The 18,885-nt window shown below is 63.2% G+C and carries 20 protein-coding genes and 1 tRNA gene; 12 read left to right on the top strand and 9 right to left on the bottom strand.

The window, feature by feature from the left end; translation table 11 throughout:
• The first annotated feature begins 346 nt into the window (after window positions 1–346).
• Window positions 347–787, top strand: a complete 441-nt coding sequence (locus tag CK220_RS02740; protein WP_095810043.1) for a YidB family protein — start codon at window positions 347–349, stop codon at window positions 785–787.
• A gap of 504 nt (window positions 788–1,291) precedes the next feature.
• Entirely contained in the window at window positions 1,292–1,579 is a 288-nt protein-coding gene (locus tag CK220_RS02735; RefSeq protein ID WP_245428928.1) for a hypothetical protein, read from the top strand.
• Between the two features lie 364 nt (window positions 1,580–1,943).
• Here CK220_RS02735 and CK220_RS02730 read toward each other — a convergent pair whose 3' ends face one another.
• From CK220_RS02730 to CK220_RS02715, 4 genes are all read right to left on the bottom strand, one after another.
• Window positions 1,944–2,426 (bottom strand): pyridoxamine 5'-phosphate oxidase family protein, encoded by a 483-nt coding sequence (locus tag CK220_RS02730; RefSeq protein ID WP_095810041.1) that lies wholly within the window; start codon window positions 2,424–2,426, stop codon window positions 1,944–1,946.
• 154 nt (window positions 2,427–2,580) lie between these two features.
• Window positions 2,581–2,655: transfer RNA gene (locus CK220_RS02725), tRNA-Glu, on the bottom strand.
• Between the two features lie 85 nt (window positions 2,656–2,740).
• Window positions 2,741–3,154, bottom strand: a complete 414-nt coding sequence (locus CK220_RS02720) for a VOC family protein (protein ID WP_095810040.1) — start codon at window positions 3,152–3,154, stop codon at window positions 2,741–2,743.
• Window positions 3,151–3,534, bottom strand: a complete 384-nt coding sequence (locus CK220_RS02715; protein WP_095810039.1) for a fimbrial protein — start codon at window positions 3,532–3,534, stop codon at window positions 3,151–3,153. The genes CK220_RS02720 and CK220_RS02715 overlap by 4 nt, the downstream gene beginning before the upstream one ends.
• Before the next feature lie 88 nt (window positions 3,535–3,622).
• On the opposite strand from CK220_RS02715, the gene CK220_RS02710 reads away from it, so the two are divergent.
• Both CK220_RS02710 and rpoH read left to right on the top strand, forming a co-directional pair.
• Window positions 3,623–4,639: an RluA family pseudouridine synthase gene (locus CK220_RS02710; RefSeq protein WP_245428926.1), complete on the top strand. Its 1,017-nt coding sequence runs from the start codon at window positions 3,623–3,625 to the stop codon at window positions 4,637–4,639.
• 209 nt (window positions 4,640–4,848) lie between these two features.
• Window positions 4,849–5,760: an RNA polymerase sigma factor RpoH gene (gene rpoH / locus CK220_RS02705; RefSeq protein ID WP_095810037.1), complete on the top strand. Its 912-nt coding sequence runs from the start codon at window positions 4,849–4,851 to the stop codon at window positions 5,758–5,760.
• Between the two features lie 293 nt (window positions 5,761–6,053).
• Here rpoH and CK220_RS02700 read toward each other — a convergent pair whose 3' ends face one another.
• The 3 genes from CK220_RS02700 to CK220_RS02690 all read right to left on the bottom strand — a co-directional run bounded on the left by CK220_RS02700 (window position 6,054) and on the right by CK220_RS02690 (window position 7,547).
• A complete protein-coding gene (locus CK220_RS02700) occupies window positions 6,054–6,713 on the bottom strand; it encodes a peroxiredoxin (protein ID WP_095778154.1) in 660 nt (219 codons plus the stop codon).
• A gap of 191 nt (window positions 6,714–6,904) precedes the next feature.
• The gene (locus CK220_RS02695; RefSeq protein WP_067002048.1) at window positions 6,905–7,270 is read right to left on the bottom strand and encodes a cell division protein ZapA; all 366 of its coding nucleotides are present in this window, start codon (window positions 7,268–7,270) and stop codon (window positions 6,905–6,907) included.
• A gap of 4 nt (window positions 7,271–7,274) precedes the next feature.
• Window positions 7,275–7,547: a DUF4164 domain-containing protein gene (locus CK220_RS02690; RefSeq protein WP_040973690.1), complete on the bottom strand. Its 273-nt coding sequence runs from the start codon at window positions 7,545–7,547 to the stop codon at window positions 7,275–7,277.
• Between the two features lie 260 nt (window positions 7,548–7,807).
• Here CK220_RS02690 and tkt point away from each other — a divergent pair, with 260 nt between their 5' ends.
• From tkt to CK220_RS02660, 6 genes are all read left to right on the top strand, one after another.
• The gene (gene tkt / locus CK220_RS02685) at window positions 7,808–9,799 is read left to right on the top strand and encodes a transketolase (RefSeq protein ID WP_095810036.1); all 1,992 of its coding nucleotides are present in this window, start codon (window positions 7,808–7,810) and stop codon (window positions 9,797–9,799) included.
• Between the two features lie 207 nt (window positions 9,800–10,006).
• Window positions 10,007–11,017 carry a type I glyceraldehyde-3-phosphate dehydrogenase gene (gene gap, locus CK220_RS02680; RefSeq protein WP_095810276.1) on the top strand — a complete coding sequence of 337 codons (1,011 nt, stop codon included), beginning with the start codon at window positions 10,007–10,009 and terminating at the stop codon, window positions 11,015–11,017.
• Between the two features lie 168 nt (window positions 11,018–11,185).
• The gene (locus CK220_RS02675; RefSeq protein ID WP_095810035.1) at window positions 11,186–13,075 is read left to right on the top strand and encodes a potassium/proton antiporter; all 1,890 of its coding nucleotides are present in this window, start codon (window positions 11,186–11,188) and stop codon (window positions 13,073–13,075) included.
• Window positions 13,076–13,178: 103 nt separating this feature from the next.
• Window positions 13,179–14,375, top strand: a complete 1,197-nt coding sequence (locus tag CK220_RS02670; RefSeq protein WP_095810034.1) for a phosphoglycerate kinase — start codon at window positions 13,179–13,181, stop codon at window positions 14,373–14,375.
• A gap of 124 nt (window positions 14,376–14,499) precedes the next feature.
• Complete coding sequence (locus tag CK220_RS02665; protein ID WP_095810033.1) at window positions 14,500–15,525, top strand: class I fructose-bisphosphate aldolase; 1,026 nt, start codon at window positions 14,500–14,502, stop codon at window positions 15,523–15,525.
• Window positions 15,526–15,759: 234 nt separating this feature from the next.
• Window positions 15,760–16,500: a thioredoxin family protein gene (locus CK220_RS02660; protein ID WP_095810275.1), complete on the top strand. Its 741-nt coding sequence runs from the start codon at window positions 15,760–15,762 to the stop codon at window positions 16,498–16,500.
• A gap of 61 nt (window positions 16,501–16,561) precedes the next feature.
• Here the strand turns inward: CK220_RS02660 and CK220_RS02655 are convergent, their stop codons facing one another.
• Window positions 16,562–16,723, bottom strand: a complete 162-nt coding sequence (locus tag CK220_RS02655; protein ID WP_082953665.1) for a hypothetical protein — start codon at window positions 16,721–16,723, stop codon at window positions 16,562–16,564.
• A gap of 201 nt (window positions 16,724–16,924) precedes the next feature.
• On the opposite strand from CK220_RS02655, the gene CK220_RS02650 reads away from it, so the two are divergent.
• Window positions 16,925–17,089, top strand: a complete 165-nt coding sequence (locus tag CK220_RS02650; protein WP_082953649.1) for a hypothetical protein — start codon at window positions 16,925–16,927, stop codon at window positions 17,087–17,089.
• Window positions 17,090–17,311: 222 nt separating this feature from the next.
• Window positions 17,312–18,031, top strand: a complete 720-nt coding sequence (locus tag CK220_RS02645; protein WP_059189944.1) for a YafY family protein — start codon at window positions 17,312–17,314, stop codon at window positions 18,029–18,031.
• Between the two features lie 66 nt (window positions 18,032–18,097).
• Here CK220_RS02645 and CK220_RS02640 read toward each other — a convergent pair whose 3' ends face one another.
• A complete protein-coding gene (locus CK220_RS02640) occupies window positions 18,098–18,799 on the bottom strand; it encodes a DUF1013 domain-containing protein (protein WP_067319324.1) in 702 nt (233 codons plus the stop codon).
• Window positions 18,800–18,885 lie beyond the last annotated feature (86 nt).

Here is an 18,885-nt window from a genome sequence, read left to right as displayed (position 1 = left end):
TCAGCATGGCTTGTCGCCAGTGGCAGGCGGGTCGAGGAGGTGCCACCCGCGATTTTTGCGGCTTTTCGAGCGGCCTTCGTCATGGATCTCATGCGTCTAAATCAAGCGGCTAGTGAGCCAGCTGTTGATGCCAGATGACTTGGCGCAAGTCGCGTGATCGGCACAGATGGAAATGATCGACCCTCGCTCGCCGGCTCACCCCTATCCCATTTCCGACAATTGGCGGGCCCAGATCTGAAATCCTTGGCGCTTCATCGATCCTTGCTGGCCTCCCGGCAAACTTTTCACGTTAGACGGAACCTTTGTGATTACCGGCTCTTCCCTTGTAATTGCTGGGAGGAAATCAATGGCAAATCTGGGAAGACTGGCTGTCGCCATATTGGGCATTCTCGCCTACCAAAATCGCGACAAGATCGGAGAGCTGCTCCGTGGTGCGGGAAATCGCGATCCAAGCAATCCGCAGGGAGGGATCTTGGATCAGCTGTCCAAAGGCGTATCGGGGACGGCGCTTGGAGATATTGTCGACCGCTTCAGAAATGCGGGAGCGGGTTCCAAGGTGGATTCTTGGGTTAGTTCCGGACCCAACCAGCCGATCGAGCCGAAAGAGGTCGAGGCGGCAATAGACGATGAAACGCTCGCTTCTCTTTCGTTGCAGACCGGCTTGTCCCGCGATGAGCTGATAGCCAGGATAACCAGGGACTTGCCCAAGCTGACGCCAAATGGCGAACTGCCACCCGCGGGCCCCGACGATGTCACCCTTCTCGATCCGGCGCCACCACAGCGCTAGTGCCGTCGCTGCAAGGCCACACTCCAAGTCCGTCGCTAATGTACGATCACTTGATATGTCCCGAAGGGCTTGGCACCTCCAAGATCATCGGGGGATGCGAAATGAAGAAGATCTACGAGAGCCTGTCCTGAGAAAGCGCGCGGCACCGATGTCAGCCGACGAAAGGTGGCGCATAGACTTGCCCCTTGCCCACATGGGGTAAAAGGCCGGTCTGTCTGCCTAGGTCCCCCGATACCGCACAGGCCGGGCGCCCTCATCGCTAGGCTGCACTGTTCCGCGCCGCCTTTTCTAGCAAGCGCGATAGATGCACGTCGTGAAGCTCCTGCATGCTTTGAAGAGGTTTCGAGGGATTCAGGCGCCTTGCGGTGGGCAATTCGAGGCGCTGTAGTTCGGCTGGGGAGGAAAGGGGCGTTAGCCCGCATGGTGGAGGTCACTGAACAGGCGAGGGGCTAATCCGTCTTTGCGCCTACTGCACATAGATGAGCCGCTTCTCCGATCGATACGATGAAACCCATCATTGCCCGATGCTACTTTGAGGAGGCAACCGGTTTTGCAGCCCTAGCAGCCAGTAGGCTTGAGGGGTTGGATATGAGCAGAACGACTCTCGTTGCGATTGCTTTCCTCGTCATCAGCATCGGCCCGACCGAAGCCAAGGGCCATAAAGTTTCGCCGGTTTGCACCGCGTCGAGCTCACTGTCCGAGGTCTTGCATGGCAAGTGTTTTCTCGTCAAAGGCTCGATGATCTATGGCGACATCGCCGATCTTTCCCAAATAGTCCAATTGGGATGGTAGCCAAGGCCAAATCGGTGCCTACGCTATCCCATGACTGAGCCACGCCCGTTTCTTACCGGGAAATAGCGGAGCGCCACTGCTCATGGTACAGCGGGGAAACAGTGGCTTCAAAGCCCATGGGCGAAAAGCGCCACTCCGATAACATCAAGTATAACGCCAGGCGCGCGCCAGTGGCGGATTCGTGCGGTTATCTTCCATCGCGGCGCGTGACGCGTTGCCGCCGCAACTGGCGCAGTCATCCTGGCCGCGATCCCTAGGTGGGTGCCTGGTTGCAGTCCAGCCTGGAGGCTGCTGTATCAACCGAGAATTTCGCCAGTATCAAGCACGAATATCGCGGCCGACGGCGTCCTGTCGCGATCCGCCCCTAAAGGTCGACCTTGGCGACATTCTCCGTGTATTCCTGCTTCGGGTCATATCCGAGCAGCATCTTGATGCCCGAGACCACGCTCGACGCATCGAGCCAGATTTCGGCTCGGTCCGGATCGAAGCGCAACAGAGTGAGTTTCGGATCATCTTTGCCGCCCTCGAACCATGCTTCGACATAGGGGTTCCAGAGCCGATCGATCACAGCCCGATCATTGTCGACGCGAAGCTTGCCCTGCACCGTTGCGAAGAGGTCATGTCCCTTCGAGACGAAGGTGGCCGTTGCCTGGTCGCCGCCGGAAAGGCCCATCGGAAGCTCCGTGTCCTTCGCCGTGAAGAACCAGATCGGACCGGTATCGTCCTTCTCCAGCTGTGCCGTCATGGGCCGAGGGATGATGTTGGAGCCGTCGAGGCCGATCATCATCGTCATGTCAGATTTCAGCGCTTTCCAGAATTTCGCTTCGAGCTCGGCGGGTCTCGGCATGTCTCATCCTTTCACTGAAAGAAAGGCAAACGGCCGACGGTGCCGTGTGTTCCTTCGCGCGGGTTCACCCGCGACGGGCGACTTGCCTGGCCAAGGCCTATTCGATCGTTATTCGACGCGCCGTCGTTCAAAGCAGCTAAATTATTGGGATCATTGGTACGCCCAAGGGGAATCGAACCCCTGTTCCCGCCGTGAGAGGGCGGTGTCCTGACCGCTAGACGATGGGCGCGCTCAAGAACCGGCTACATAGGATGAAGGCCGGGAAAAAGCAACTGGGCTTTCGGACTGTTCGCGGCCTTTGCGGACTGCCCTCGTCAGCCCCGCCGTTTCGGCTCGATAAGATCCCAGAGATTGCCGTAGAGATCGGCAAACACCGCCACCGTGCCATAGGGCTCGAAGCGCGGCGCCTCACGGAATTCGACGCCCTTGGCAAGCATCGCCTGGTGGTCGCGGGCGAAGTCGTCCGTCTCAAGGAAAAGAAACACCCGGCCGCCGGTCTGGTCGCCGACGCGGCTTGCCTGCCTCTCGCCGGAGGCTTCCGCCAACAGCAGCCGCGCGCCCTGCCTGTTTGCCGGCGTGATCGTCACCCAGCGCTTGCCGCCGCCGAGATCGACATCCTCGCTCAGCACAAAGCCAAGCCGCTCGACATACCAGCCTATCGCCTCGTCATAGTTTTCGACGACGAGCGCCACTGTCGCAATGCTGCGGTTATCGGCAAAGCCGCTCATTTGTTGCGAATCGCGAACTGGCCGATCACGCGGCGCTCGGCAATGTCGTAGAGGAAGATGGACCGGCTGCCGTCCGCGAGCTCGGCATCGATTGACAGGCGGTTGCCGGATAGTGCCTGGCTGACCACCTTGGCGCCGACCGGCAGCACGATATCTCCGGAGAGCGGCGCGCCGCCCGCAGCTTGGACTTCATCGGCAGGCACCGATCCGGCGCCGGGCGCATTGCGGGCTTTGTAGACAAGGGCTCCGATCACCACCATAAGGGCGAGAAACAAGAGGCCAAGATTGACGATCATGAAGCGGATGAGCTTCCGGCGCACCTTTTCGGCCGCAGGGTCGAGCGGCTTCTCCTCATCCTCTTCGGCGATCGGCCGGACCATGGCTAAACATTCCGCAACGGGTTTCGATGAGCGCTCATAACGAAGAGACCTCGATTTTGATAGGGCCCCGATTTTGATACAGGATGAATTGCCGGATGAGTTGGATGGAGCGGTCGAGCTGGAAGCCGGCGCCGATGCCGCAGGCCAGCGCCTCGACCAGTGGCTCACCGCCCAGCTCGGCCCGGAGATCTCACGCAGCCGCGTGCAGGCCCTCATCAAGCAGGGTGCGGTTTCGATCGCCGGCAAGCCGGTCGAGGAGGCAAAGCGCAAGATGGCGCCGGGCGAGCGCGTCGCGGTCGTCATGCCGGAGCCGGAGCCTGCCGAGCCGCAAGGCGAGGCCATTGCTCTCGACATCCTTTACGAGGACGACGAGCTGATCGTCATCAACAAGCCGGCGGGGCTGGTCGTCCATCCCGGCGCCGGCAACTGGAGCGGCACGCTGGTCAACGCGCTGATCCATCATTGCGGCGACAGTCTTTCCGGCATCGGCGGCGTCAGGCGACCGGGCATCGTCCACCGGCTGGACAAGGAAACCAGCGGCGTCATGGTGGTGGCCAAGACCGACCGCGCCCACAAGGCGCTGTCCGAAGCCTTCGCCGATCATGGCCGGACGGGCGACCTCGAACGCGCCTATCTGGCGCTGGTCTGGGGCATTCCGCAGCGGCCGACCGGCACCGTCGAGGCCGCGCTCGGCCGCGCCGCCGATCGGGTGCGGCGCGCGGTGGTTCCCGAAGGCCGGGACGACGCCCGGCATGCCGTCACCCATTTCACCGTCGTCGAGCGTTTCGGCGAGCGACAAAAGGAATTCACCACCGCAAGCCTGATCGAATGCCGGCTGGAGACGGGCCGCACGCACCAGATCAGGGTGCACATGGCGCATATCGGCCATCCGGTGATCGGCGATCCGGACTACGGCCAGGCCTTCCGCACCAAGGCCAACCGGCTGCCGGAACCGCTGAAAAGTGAGGTCAAGGCATTTTCCAGACAGGCGCTCCATGCCTGGCTGCTTGAATTCCGGCACCCGACCACCCATCTTTCGATGAGGTTCGAGGCGCCGATGCCGAGGGATCTGGAGGAACTCGTCGGCGGCTTTCGACAGCTCTAAACCGCCATCAAGACGCTTCAACCAGCCATCAAAAAACCTGACTGGCGTTGTTCACTTCAGCGTGACACACTGTTTCGTGTTGAACAAATGCCTGTCCTTTCTGGTTTTGTTCCTATATACAGCAGTTGCCGCGAATGAGCCGATTGGCATTCGCGTCACATGCCCGCCGCGTTACGGGGGCATCACTCCAATAGAGAGGGGGCGCTATCATGGCCCAGTCACTACCCAGTATCGTTTCCGGTGAAGGCGGTCTCGCCCGTTACCTGGAAGAAATCCGTCGCTTTCCGATGCTTCAGCCCCAGGAAGAGTACATGCTCGCCAAGCGTTATGCCGAGCATCAGGACACTTCCGCCGCGCACAAGCTCGTCACCAGCCATTTGCGGCTCGTCGCCAAGATCGCCATGGGCTATCGCGGCTACGGCCTGCCGATCGGCGAGGTGATCTCGGAAGGCAATGTCGGCCTCATGCAGGCTGTCAAGAAATTCGAACCGGAGCGCGGCTTCCGGCTCGCCACCTACGCGATGTGGTGGATCAAGGCCTCGATCCAGGAATACATCCTGCGCTCGTGGAGTCTCGTCAAGATGGGCACCACCGCCAACCAGAAGCGCCTGTTCTTCAACCTGCGCAAGGTGAAGGGCAGGATCCAGGCGCTCGACGATGGCGACCTCAAGCCCGACCAGATCGCCGAGATTGCCACGCGCCTCAACGTTTCCGAGGCCGAAGTGGTGTCGATGAACCGCCGCCTCTCGGGCGACGCTTCGCTCAACGCCCCGATCAGGGCGAGCGAAGGTGAGTCCGGCGAATGGCAGGACTGGCTGGTCGACGACCACGAAAGCCAGGAAGAGATGCTGATCGAGCAGGACGAGCTGGAAAACCGGCGCTCGATGCTGTCGGGCGCACTATCGGTGCTCAACGATCGCGAGCGGCGCATCTTCGAGGCGCGTCGTCTGGCCGAGGAGCCGCTGACGCTGGAAGAGCTGTCGGCCGAGTTCGACATCAGCCGCGAGCGCGTGCGCCAGATCGAGGTGCGCGCCTTCGAGAAGGTGCAGGATGCGGTCAAGGCCGCGGCCAAGCGCCAGAGCCAGGCGCTGCGCACCATCGAAGCGCAGCCGGCGGCTTAGCAAGCTCGAGGCATTACGCAAAAGACAAAGGGCGGCGCCAGGATCTGGCGCCGCCGTTTTTGTTTTAACGCTGCAACGCCTGCGATTGGCGAAGGCGGCGAACCAGCCCTTTCTCCCTCACCATACGGGGGGAAATGTCCGGCAGGACAATGAGGGGTAGCGCCGAGACTGCGTGATCGTCGTCTCAAGCGGCAGTTGAATCTGAGGATTTGGCGCGATCGTCGCCGAACGCGGCGCCGCCCCTCATCCGCACTTCGGGCACCTTCTCCCCGTGAAACGGGGAGAAGGTAGGCTCACGCCGTTGGCTGCTTGGTCTTGCGCAAATACGGCAACACCGTCTCGTAGGCGCCGAAGCGCTTGATCGCGTCCTCGTTGGAGACGGCGGCGGTGATGATCACGTCCTCGCCCTGCTTCCAGTTCGCCGGCGTCGCCACCTGGTGTTTGGCCGTCAGTTGGATGGAATCGATGACGCGCAGGATCTCATCGAAGTTGCGGCCCGTGGTCATCGGATAGGTTAGCACCAGCTTGATCTTCTTGTCTGGACCGATGACATAGACCGAGCGCACCGTGGCGTTGTCGGCAGGCGTGCGGCCTTCCGAGCTCTCGCCGGCGCCCGCCGGCAGCATCTCGTAAAGCTTGGCGACCGCGAGATCCTTGTCGCCGATCAGTGGATAGTTCACCGTCTGGCCGGTGGCTGTCTTGATGTCGGCCTGCCATTTGTCGTGGCTTGACACCGGATCGACGGAAATGCCGATGATCTTGACGTTTCGCTTTTTGAATTCGCCCTCGAGCCCGGCCATCGTGCCGAGCTCGGTCGTGCAGACCGGCGTGAAATTCTTCGGATGGCTGAAGAGCACTGCCCAGCCGTCACCGATCCATTGATGGAAATTGATCGTTCCTTGCGTGGTCTCGGCCGTGAAATCCGGCGCGATATCGTTGATACGAAGGCTCATCGCGTGCTCCCTCCCTGTGACATGGCGCCGGCATGGGCCAACCCCATCGGCGCGTGTCAGCTTCTATACCGCCGGAAGGTCCGGTTCAAAAGGCTTGTGTCTGCAAGCGTGATCGGAGCGATGGAAAAATTTCGTCTTTTCCTGGAAAAGACAGCAGAATTTCCGTCGCTCGACGCTAGCGGATTGGCGGCTTAAGCCTTCTTCACCGCCAGCGTCGTCGCAAGGTCTTCCATGCGCTGCGCGAGTGCTGCAAGCGCGGTGGTCAGCACGCTGTCGCTCTTGTCGGCCTTGGTCAGCGCCTCGTCGCGCGTCTTGCGCAGCGTCAGCACCTCGCTCTCCATGCCTTTGACCCGCTTGTTGAGCTCCGAAAGCTCATCCATCACCATGATGCCGGCCATGACGGTCAGCCGCTGGTCGCCGATCTCGCCGAAGGAATCCTTCAAATGCATGACATACCGGTCGAAGCGCTCGGCGAGGTCGATCAGATGCTCTTCCTGGCCCTCGTCGCAGGCCATCCGGTACTGCTTGCCGTCGATGGAAACCGTGACCTGTGCCATTGGCTTACCTGTCCAGTACCGCGCGGATGGTTTCCATGGCGGTCACCAGCCGGCGCGACACTTCCTTGTTGGCATCTTCCAGCCGTTCGGCGCGCGCCTCCGAATTGTCGAGCTCCTGCGCCAGCCGCGAGCGGTCGGCATTCATGCGCTGCACCTCAGCCTCGGCTTCGGAATAGTCGCGCTCATGCTCGAGCCGCGCCGCCACGGCGTTTTCCAGTCCCTCCATGGCTTTGCCGAGCCTGGCGATGACTTCCTTGAGGGTCGTTTCCCCGGTCATGGCCTTCGTCCTATGCCCTGCCCGTCACCGAATCGCTCGCGTTCAGAACGCGTTATCTCCGAAAGATTAGGCGCCGGGTGAAGCGCGCGTCAATAAAGCTCTCGCGACTGTCCCCCGCTAACGCTAATGTAGCGTCGCCGGCGCCTTCACAAGGCCGGCAAAAAAGCACCGATTTGTTGACTCAAGGGCCGCGCCTGCTATGTGTCGCGCACCCTTTCCACGGGCTCTCCCAAGGCTCCAACCCCTATTCCGGAGGAAGCATGACCTCGCGTGAACACCATGATCGGATGGCCAATGCGATCCGTTTTCTTTCCATGGACGCCGTCGAGAAGGCCAATTCCGGCCACCCCGGCCTGCCCATGGGCTGCGCCGACATCGCTACGGTGCTGTTCACCCGCTTCCTGAAATTCGACGCCAAGGCCCCGCACTGGGCCGACCGCGACCGTTTCATCCTGTCGGCCGGCCACGGCTCGATGCTGCTCTATTCGCTCCTGTACCTCACCGGCTACGAGGACATGACGATCGACGAGATAAAGCATTTCCGGCAACTCGGATCGAGGACCGCGGGCCATCCCGAATACGGCCATGCCGCCGGGATCGAGACCACCACGGGTCCGCTCGGCCAGGGCCTCGCCAACTCGGTAGGCTTCGCGCTCGGCGAGCGCATCATGAACGCCGCCTTCGGCAACGACCTGGTCAACCACTACACCTATGTGCTGGCCGGCGACGGCTGCTTGATGGAAGGCGTCTCCCAGGAAGCGATAGCCCTCGCCGGCCATCTCAAGCTCAACAAGCTGATCGTCTTCTGGGACAACAACAACATCTCGATCGACGGCCCGGTCTCGCTCGCCGACAACACCGACCAGGTCGCCCGCTTCCAGGCCAGCGGCTGGAACGCCAGCCACATCGACGGCACCGATCCGGAAGCCATCGCCTATGCCATCGAAGCCGCCCGCCATTCCGACAAGCCGACGATGATCGCCTGCAAGACGACCATCGGCTTCGGCGCCCCGACCAAGGCCGGCACCAACAAGGCGCATGGCTCGCCGCTCGGCGCCGAGGAAATCGCCGGCGCCCGCAAATTCTTCAACTGGGAATCGCCGCCCTTCGAGATTCCGGCCGACATCCTCGACGCCTGGCGCGGCGTCGGCACCGCCGGCGCCAAGGCGCGCGCCGATTGGGAAGGCCGCGTTGCCAAGGCCGACGCCAAGCTGAAGGGCGAATTCGAGCGCCGCCTCGCCGGCAAGCTGCCGGGCAATTTCGACGCCGTCATCACCGAGTACAAGAAGAAGCTCTCGGCCGACAAGCCGAAGGTCGCCACCCGCAAGTCCTCGGAAATGGCGCTGGAAGTGATCAACGGCGCGGTTCCCGAAACCATCGGCGGCTCGGCCGACCTCACCGGCTCCAACAACACCAAGACCAGCCAGACCAAGAACATCACTCCGGACGACTACGGCCAGCGCTATGTTCATTACGGCATTCGCGAGCACGGCATGGCGGCGGCCATCAACGGGTTGACGCTGCATGGCGGCCTGATCGCCTATGGCGGCACGTTCCTGTGTTTCTCCGACTATGCCCGCCCCTCGATGCGCCTTGCCTCGCTGATGGGCATCCGCTCGATCTTCGTCATGACCCATGACTCGATCGGCCTCGGCGAGGACGGCCCGACCCACCAGCCGGTCGAGCATCTGGCCGCACTTCGCGCCATTCCGAACCACAACGTCTTCCGCCCGGCCGACGCGGTGGAGACGGCGGAATGCTGGCAGCTGGCACTGCAGTCCGAAAAGACGCCTTCGACGCTCGCGCTGACCCGCCAGAACCTGCCGACCGTGCGCAACGAACACAGCGAGAAGAACCTCAGCGCCTCCGGCGCCTATGAGCTTGCCGCGGCAAACGGCGAGGCGGCCGTGACGATCTTCGCCACGGGCTCGGAGGTCGAGGTTGCCCTCGGCGCCCGCGAGCTGCTCGAAAAACACGGCCATCCGACCCGCGTCGTGTCGGTGCCCTGCTTCGAGCTGTTCGACCAGCAGAGCGAGGACTATCGCAGCAAGATTATCGGCAACGCCAAGGTGAAGGTCGCCATCGAGGCCGGCATCCGCCAGGGCTGGGACCACCTGATCGGCACCGACGGCATCTTCGTCGGCATGACGGGCTTTGGCGCCTCCGGCTCGATCGAGCAGCTTTATCCGCATTTCGGCATCACCGCCGAAGCCGCGGCGAAGGCCGTGGAGGCCCGCCTGCACGGCAAGTGAGGCATTGCATGTCGCTCAAAAGCGCGCAGCGGGTTCGAGCGGCGTGTAGAAAACAGCAAGGCCCCGGTCCGGCGAAGCCCCTCAAGGACGTCGCAGGACTGGACCAACCTAATCGATTTAAATTCCGGCTTCTGCGGCTGGATTCTTTGCACGCCCGCCGCTATGAAGCAGCGGACCCATCCGCTTTCCAGCCCCAAGGAGAGAAACATGACCGTCAGAGTTGCCATCAACGGATTCGGCCGCATCGGCCGCAACATCCTGCGCGCCATCCATGAATCCGGCCGCAAGGACATCGATGTCGTCGCGGTCAACGACCTCGGCCCGGTCGAGACCAACGCGCACCTGCTCCGCTACGACAGCGTGCATGGCCGCTTCCCGCATGAGGTGACGGTCGACGGCGACCAGATCTCCGTCGGCAAGGAGAAGTTCAAGGTCACCGCCATCAAGGATCCGACCCAGCTGCCCTGGAAGGAGCTCGGCATCGACATCGCGCTCGAATGCACCGGCATCTTCACCGCGCGTGACAAGGCGGCCGCGCATCTGACTGCCGGCGCCAAGCGCGTCATCGTCTCGGCCCCGGCCGAAGGCGCAGATCTTACGGTCGTCTACGGCATCAACCACGACAAGCTGACGAAGGACCACGTCGTCATCTCCAACGCGTCCTGCACCACCAATTGCCTGGCGCCGCTTGCCGCCGTGCTGCACGAGACCGTCGGCATCGAGAAGGGCATGATGACGACGATCCACTCCTACACCGGCGATCAGCCGACGCTGGACACCATGCACAAGGACCTTTACCGGGCCCGCGCGGCGGCGCTGTCTCAGATCCCGACCTCGACGGGTGCCGCCAAGGCGATCGGCCTGGTGCTGCCCGACCTCAAGGGCAAGCTCGACGGCATCTCCATCCGCGTGCCGACCCCGAACGTTTCGGTCGTCGACTTCAAGTTCATCGCCAAGCGCTCTACCACCGCGCAGGAGATCAACGAAGCGCTGATCGCAGCCTCCAAGGGCAAGCTGAAGGGCGTGCTCTCGGTCACTCATCACCCGAACGTCTCGATCGATTTCAACCACGACCCGCACTCCTCGATCGCGGCGCTCGACCAGACCAAGGTCATGGACGGCAACTTCGTCTCGGTGCTCTCCTGGTACGACAACGAATGGGGCTTCTCGAACCGCATGGGCGACACGGCTGTCGCGTTCGGCAAGACCATCGCCTGACCTCAGGCTTCCTTTTTGATCGTGTGAAACGCCCGGCTTCGGCCGGGCGTTTTTCGTTCGACGCAGCGGCATGGGGCAAAAAAGCCACGCCGCCGCCTTGCACTGGTCATGTCTTCGCCCCACTCTGCCGTAAAGCGGGAGGGACGCGGATTTGAGGGGCAATTCCGGATGGAGCATGCGATCTATCTCGTGACGCTGGTCGGCACAGCGCTTGTTGTCGCCGCCGCCTTTTCGAGCCTGATCGCCTTCCGCTTCGGCGCGCCCCTGCTGCTCCTCTTCCTCTGCATTGGCCTTGCCACCGGCGTCGACGGCCTTGGCATCGAATTCGACAATGCGCGGCTGGCTTATTTCGCCGGCTCGCTGGCTTTGGCCATTATCCTGTTCGATTCCGGTTTCGGCACGCCGCTCAACGCCTTGCGCCAGGCGGCCGGGCCGGCGCTGTCGCTGGCCACGATCGGCGTGCTCCTGACCACCGGCATTTTCGGCGTCGCCGCCTACTACCTCCTCAATCTCAGTTGGTTGGAATCCTCGCTGCTCGGCGCCGCCGTCGCCTCGACCGACGCAGCCGCGGTGTTCTTCCTGCTGCGCGCCGGCGAGATCCATTTGCGCGAGCGCGTCCGTTCGACGCTCGAGGTTGAATCCGGCACCAATGATCCGATCGCCATCTTTCTCACCATCACTTTGGTCGAGATCATCGCCGCGCATGCCAACCCGGAGGCGAACGTTCTCGCCACCAGTTTGGTGATCGGCTTCTTCATCAACATGGGACTTGGCGCCATCATCGGCGTGCTCGGCGGCTTGGCAATCGTGCGCCTCGTCGAGCGACTGAACCTCGACCATGGCCTGCTGCCGATCTTCGTGCTGACACTCTCGCTGATGGTGTTCGCCGCAGCCGGCGCCATCGGCGGCTCGGGCTTCCTTGCGGTCTATCTCGCGGGCCTCGTCGCCGGCAATTCCGACATCCGCGCTGTCACCATCCTGAAGCGCTTCCAGGACGGCATGTCGTGGCTGGCGCAGATCATCATGTTTTTGATCCTCGGCCTGTTTGCAACGCCCTCGCAGTTCCCTGCGATCCTGGTGCCGGCGATCCTGCTCGGCCTGTTCCTGATCTTCGTGGCGCGGCCCTTGGCCGTCTGGCTCTGCCTGATGCCGTTCCGCCTGCCGCGTCCGGAGGTCGCCTTCGTTTCCTGGGTCGGGTTGCGCGGCGCCGTTTCGATCCTGCTTGCCATCACGCCACTGCTCGGCGGCCTCGCCAACGGTCGCCTCATCTTCAATGTCGCCTTCATCATCGTGCTGGTCTCGCTGGTGGTGCAGGGTTGGACGGTCGGTCCGCTGGCGCGCCGCCTCGGCCTCATCGTGCCGGCACGGCTTGGACCGCTCGACAAGGTCGAGCTCGAGCTGCCGGGTTCGGCCCATCACGAGCTGCTCGCCTATCGCGTCGCGCCCGGAAGTCCGGTGGCGCGCGGCGAGCGCATCCCGCGCTGGGCGAGGCCTTCGCTGGTGCTGCGCGATGGCCGCTCGATGCGCTTCCAGGACATGGGCCGGCTCGCCGCCGGCGATCAGGTCTATATCTTCGTGCCGGACCGCTATCCGCGCCTCCTCGACAAGCTCTTCGCCAGCCGCGCCGTGGTCGACCCCGAGGATGCCGACTTCTTTGGCGCCTTCGCCGTCGATCCGGCCCGCTCCGCCGCCGAGCTCGAAGCCGCCTATGGGCCCGGCCTCACCGAGGCCGAGCAGAAGCTCACCGTCGCGGCACTGGTCACGGAGCGGCTCGGCGGCCAAGCCGAATATGCCGACCGCGTGATGATCGGCCCGATCGAGCTGATCGTGCGCGATGTCGACGAGAAGGGCCGGATCACCGGGCTTGGCCTGTCCTTCGAGCCGACCGCGCCGGTGGCGCGCGTGCCGGTTTTCCTGAGCGCCGGCGAGATCGCCGACCGCGTCGCCGCCTTCATCCGCAGCTGGCGCAAACCGGCGCCAAGCCAGACCGCCGAAAGCCAACCGGACGAAAGGGCGACGTCCGAACCCGTAGCACCAAAATCAGCCAGCGAGAGCTGACGTCACACAACGACATCATTTTTGCGCGCGCGCCGTAACGCAGCCCTTGCATAGTCCCCGATGCCGGGTAAGGTCGCCGCGTTTTTGGCGGAAAGGAACGACCATGGCCGGCTTCAAGACACTCGACGATATCGGCGCCGTCAGCGGCAAGCGCGTCCTGGTGCGCGTCGACCTCAACGTTCCCGTCGCCGAGGGCAAGGTGACAGACGCCACGCGCATCGAGCGCATCGCGCCGACCATTTCCGAGCTCTCCGGCAAGGGCGCCAAGGTGATCCTGCTCGCGCATTTCGGTCGTCCGAAGGACGGCCCGTCGGCCGAATTCTCGCTGGAGCCGATCGCCCGGGCGACGGCGGAAGTGCTCGGCCGCCCGGTCGGCTTCGCCTCCGACTGCATCGGCGACAAGGCCGCCGACGCAGTTGCCGCCATGAAGGATGGCGACGTCCTGCTTTTGGAAAACACGCGCTTCCACAAGGCCGAGGAGAAGAACGATCAGGCCTTCATCGACAAGCTTGCCGCTAATGGCGACATCTATGTCAACGATGCCTTTTCCGCCGCGCACCGCGCGCATGCGTCGACCGAAGGCCTGGCGCACCGCCTGCCGGCCTATGCCGGCCGGACCATGCAGGCCGAGCTCGACGCGCTGGAACAAGGTCTCGGCAACCCGGTGCGGCCGGTCGTGGCCATCGTCGGCGGCGCCAAGGTGTCGACCAAGATCGATCTTTTGATGAACCTGGTGAAGAAGGTCGACGCGCTGGTCATCGGCGGCGGTATGGCCAACACCTTCCTCGCCGCGCGCGGCACCGATGTCGGCAAATCGCTCTGCGAGCATGACCTGGCCTCCACCGCCAAGCAGATCATGATCGAAGCGGCCGAAGCCGGCTGCGCCATCATCCTGCCCGCCGACGGCGTCGTGGCGAAGGAATTCAAGCCGGGTGCTGCGAGCCAAACCGTCGCCATCTCCGACGTGCCCGCAGACGGCATGATCCTCGATGTCGGCGAGAAAACGGTGAAGAGCGTCACCGACTGGATCGACCGTGCTGCCACGCTGGTCTGGAACGGCCCGCTCGGTGCTTTCGAGATCGAGCCCTTCGACCGGGCCACGATGGCGGCGGCAAAGCACGCCGCGGCCCGCACAAAAGAGGGCAAGCTGGTTTCGGTCGCCGGCGGCGGCGACACGGTGGCCGCGCTCAACCATGCCGGTGTCGCCGACGATTTCACCTATGTCTCGACCGCCGGCGGCGCCTTCCTGGAATGGATGGAAGGCAAGCCGCTGCCGGGCGTCGAGGTGCTGAAGCGCTGAGTCCTTCAAGACTCACGGAGCGGACGCAGCTATCGAGACTTTCAATCGATTCGAGCTTTTCGGCCTCATTCCTTTGGCGGTAGTGTTCTGCTAGCGCGGAGTAAACCCATCTTAGGAGAGCACCATGAGCGAACGTCTCGAAGACATTGCCGCCGCGATCGTGGCCGATGGCAAGGGCCTTTTGGCCGCCGATGAGAGCTCCGGCACCATCAAGAAGCGCTTCGACGTCATCGGCGTCGAATCGACCGCCGACAATCGGCGCGACTATCGCGAGATGATGTTCCGCGCCAAGGAGGCGATGACCAAGTATATTTCCGGCGTCATCCTCTATGACGAGACCATTCGTCAGAAGGCTGCCGACGGCACGCCGCTGGTCGACATCATCAAGGCCTCCGGCGCCATTCCGGGCATCAAGGTCGATGTCGGCGCCAAGCCTCTCGCCGGCTTTCCCGGCGATACCATCACCGAGGGTCTCGATGGCCTGCGCGAGCGGCTGGCGGACTACCATAAGCTCGGCGCCCGTTTCGCCAAATGGCGCGCGGTGATCGACATCGATACCGCCAAGGGCGTGCCTTCGGCCACCTCGATCGCCTCCAACGCGCACGCGCTGGCACGCTACGCCGCGCTCTGTCAGGAGGCGGGCATCGTGCCGATCGTCGAGCCGGAGGTGCTGATGGACGGCGCCCACTCGATCGACACCTGCTACGAGGTGAGCAAGGCGACCCTGCTGAAGCTCTATGGCGAGCTTTATGCCGCGCGGGTGGTGCTCGAAGGCACCATCCTCAAGCCGAACATGGTCATCTCCGGCAAGAAATCGGGCAAGAAGGACAGTCCCGAAGCGGTCGCCGAGAAGACGATCAAGCTGTTTCGCGAAACCGTGCCCGTGGCGGTGCCCGGCATTGCCTTCCTGTCGGGTGGCCAGGACGACGAGGAAGCGACGGCCAACCTTAATGCCATCAACGTCATCGGCCCGCATCCGTGGAAGCTCTCCTTCTCCTACGGCCGCGCCCTGCAGGCGGCCGCGCAGAAGGCCTGGGGCGGCAAGGCGTCGAACGTCGCCGCCGGCCAGGCCGCTTTCATCCACCGTGCCCATATGAACCATCTGGCGGCGCTCGGACAATGGCAACCGGCGCTGGAAAAAGCCGCCTGATACTAATGCATGTTCCCAGAAGTGTGCAGCGGTTCTGGGGCAACGACATGCATCAACAACGGCTTGAAGCGCATCGAGGCGCTTTGAGCTTTCCCAAAACCGCCGAAAACCCGGGCCTTGGTCCGGGTTTTGTTTTTGCCGGCCGCACTCCTGCCTGATCCAACGAATCTGCGCCTGCGATGTCGGGTCGCGCCGATGTCGAACGTCCTTGGCAGGAGAGGACAGGAGATGGCCATGCAGCGCAATGCCGTGGTGTCGCGGGACGACTGGTTCGAGGCGCACAGAAGGCACCTCGAGCGCGAGAAGGAGCTGACGCGTTTTCGCGATCGCATCGCCGCCGAGCGGCGGCAACTGCCCTGGCTCAAGCTGCGCAAGGACTATGTGTTCGAAAGCGAGCAGGGGCCGAAGCGCCTCGCCGAACTGTTCGCCGGCAAGAGCCAGCTGATCGTCTACCATTTCATGATGACCCCGGGCTCCGCCCATCGCTGCGAAGGCTGTTCGTTCCTGGCCGACCACATCGACGGCGCCGACCAGCATCTCAAGCACCATGACGTGTCACTTGTCGTCATCTCGCGGGCGCCGCTGGCCGAGGTTTTGCCTTACAAGCAGCGCATGGGCTGGAAGTTCGACTGGGTGTCGTCCTACGCGTCCGATTTCAATTTCGACATGCAGGTCTCCTTCGCCGACAGGCAGATAGCGGCGGGCGACACCATCTACAATTTCGAGAAACGTCCGCTCCAATCGAAGGACCTGCCGGGCACCAGCGTCTTCTACCGCGACGAAACCGGCGACATCTTCCTCACCTTCATGTCGCGAGCCCGTGGCGGCGACGCGCTGATCGGCGCGTACCACTACCTAGACATGACGCCGAAGGGCCGCAACGAGACCGGCCCCTATCACGGCCTGATGGACTGGGTGCGGCTCCACGACGAATACCAGGTCAAAGGCAGGGTCCGGCCGGACTGCTGCGAGTGACCGGCTTCGTTCGCCGGAAGCGCCGCCTTTCGCAGGCCGTTCTCACCTGATATCGACGTGCTCAAGCCCAATGCCCAAGCACGGCCGCCAGCGAGATCGCGGCCATCGCAAGCAGCGCCAGCTTCCAGAAATCGCTGCGGCGCTTCAGCCCCGGCCAGCCGAGCGGCTTGATGATCTGGATGAGCATGATGCCGATGATGACAAGGGCGAGCAGTTTCGTCATGCCGCCTTTGACCAGCATCTTCGGCGGCTGTCAAAGCGGTTCTTGGCCCGTTCGGCAACTGCATCGGTCCTGACAAATAGGCGGTCGCCATAGGACCGCGCTGATTTTGCGGGCGGCGGCTCCGGCTACCTGCCCCCTGCTGACAGACTGCTGTCAGCAGGGGTGTGAGATACTCCTCTCGTCAAAAAGAGGAGCTCGGTCATGAACGGTTTTACCATCCTGCGTAGCGTGCAGCACTATGTCGGCAAGATCCGCACCGTGCGGAACGAGATCCGGACCCAGCGTTTCCTGAACACTTTGCCGGCGGACATTCGCAAGGACATCGGTTGGCCCGACCTTTATAACGGCCGCGTGCGTGAGAACTGAAATTTTTCGGCGCATGACTTTGATAGCGGCCGTGCCTCGCCCAGATGTAATATCGGTTGAAACGCTGGGTTTCAGGAAAGACGCCGTTGTCCCGTGGTGGAGTGGCCGCAGCCTCCTGACAGTATGTTGTCAGGAGGGCTGCGTTATTGAAGCAGCCTCGAACCTGCGGGAACCGGTTTTGGGACCGCGGCATGCGTAGAGCCGAAGCCAAGGGGTCAAACGATGCGCCGCGCCGACAGACTTTTCCAGATCGTGCAGCATCTGCGCGGAGGCAGACTGGTCACCGCGCAGAAGCTCGGCACGTGGCTCGAGGTGTCCGAGCGGACCATCTACCGCGATATAGCCGACTTGCAGTCGACCGGCGTGCCGATCGACGGCGAGGCGGGTGTCGGCTACATGATGAGGGAGGGTTTCGACCTTCCGCCGCTGATGTTCACGCGTGACGAGATCGTGGCGCTGGTTGCCGGCGCCCGCATGGTGCGCGCCTTCGGCGGCGCGGCGATGGCAAGGGCCGCCGACGAGGCGCTGGTCAAGATCGGCGCCGTGCTGCCCGACACGGAAAAGGACCGCATCGCCCGCACCGAGATTCACACGCCGATGTGGGTGGTGAGCGACGCCGCGCGCGAGGCGATCGACCTCATTGAGCGCGCCATCGAGAAGCGCCAGGTGCTCACCATCGATTACTCGGACGAAGCCGGGCGCGGCACGGCGCGCGACATCCGGCCGCTGGGCCTGTGGTTCTGGGGCAAGGTCTGGACCCTGGTCGCCTGGTGCGAGATGCGCGACGATTTTCGCGCCTTCCGCATCGACCGCATCGCCTCGGTGGTGATTGCCGGGCGTATCTACAAGCCGGAGCGCGGCAAGCAGCTCGCCGATTTCTACCGCGCCGTGGAACGCAGCGAGGATTACGGCATGGCGCCCGACCGAGCGGCGCGGACCTGACCTCCCCAGGTCACCGCCGACAAAAAAGCCCGCGCGAAGCGGGCTTTTTTGTCGGGCTGGGAGACCTTACTCCTCTTCCCCGTCTTCCTTCTTGTCCTTCGACTTCAGCGCCGAAAGCTTGGCGAACACGGCGTTGGCGTCGAGTTCCTGATCCTCGTCCTTCGGCTTCTCCGGAGCCGGCGTCAGCCTTTCGGTCAGCGCCGCCGGCAGCAGCGTGTCGCCGGCGACCGGCTGTGCCTGCTCGCGGCCGCGCGAGGCGCGATTGACTTCCATGTCGAGGTCGATCTGCGAGGTCAGGCCCAGCGTCACCGGATCCATCGGCTGCAGATTAGCCGAGTTCCAATGCCGGCGCTCGCGGATCTGCTCGATCGTCGACTTGGTCGTGCCGACCAGCCGCGCGATCTGCGCGTCCTTGAGCTCGGGATGGTTGCGTACCAGCCAGAGGATGGCGTTCGGCCGGTCCTGGCGCTTCGACAGCGGCGTGTACCGCGGGCCCTTGCGCTTCGATTCCGGCACCCGCACCTTGGGGTCCGACAGCTTCAGCCGGTGGTTCGGGTCCTTCTCGCCGCGCGCGATCTCGTCGCGGGTGAGCTGGCCGGTCATGATCGGGTCCATGCCCTTGATGCCCTGCGCCGACTCACCGTCCGCGATCGCCTTGACCTCCAGCGGGTGCAGCCCGCAGAACTGCGCGATCTGCTCGAAGGAGAGCGCGGTGTTGTCGACCAGCCAGACGGCGGTGGCCTTGGGCATCAGCAGCGTATTGGCCATATCAAAAATCCTTCTCGTTCGCCCGCGTTCCCGCGCGGGCGGTGGTTTTAGAGCCACCAAAATGGGAAATTCGCGGCCTGTATAAA

The sequence above is a fragment of the Mesorhizobium sp. WSM3860 genome, assembly GCF_002294995.1.
Classification (GTDB): Bacteria; Pseudomonadota; Alphaproteobacteria; order Rhizobiales; family Rhizobiaceae; genus Mesorhizobium.
The sequence above is the reverse complement of the archived record's forward strand: the minus strand, read 5'-3'. Positions and strand labels throughout refer to the sequence as shown.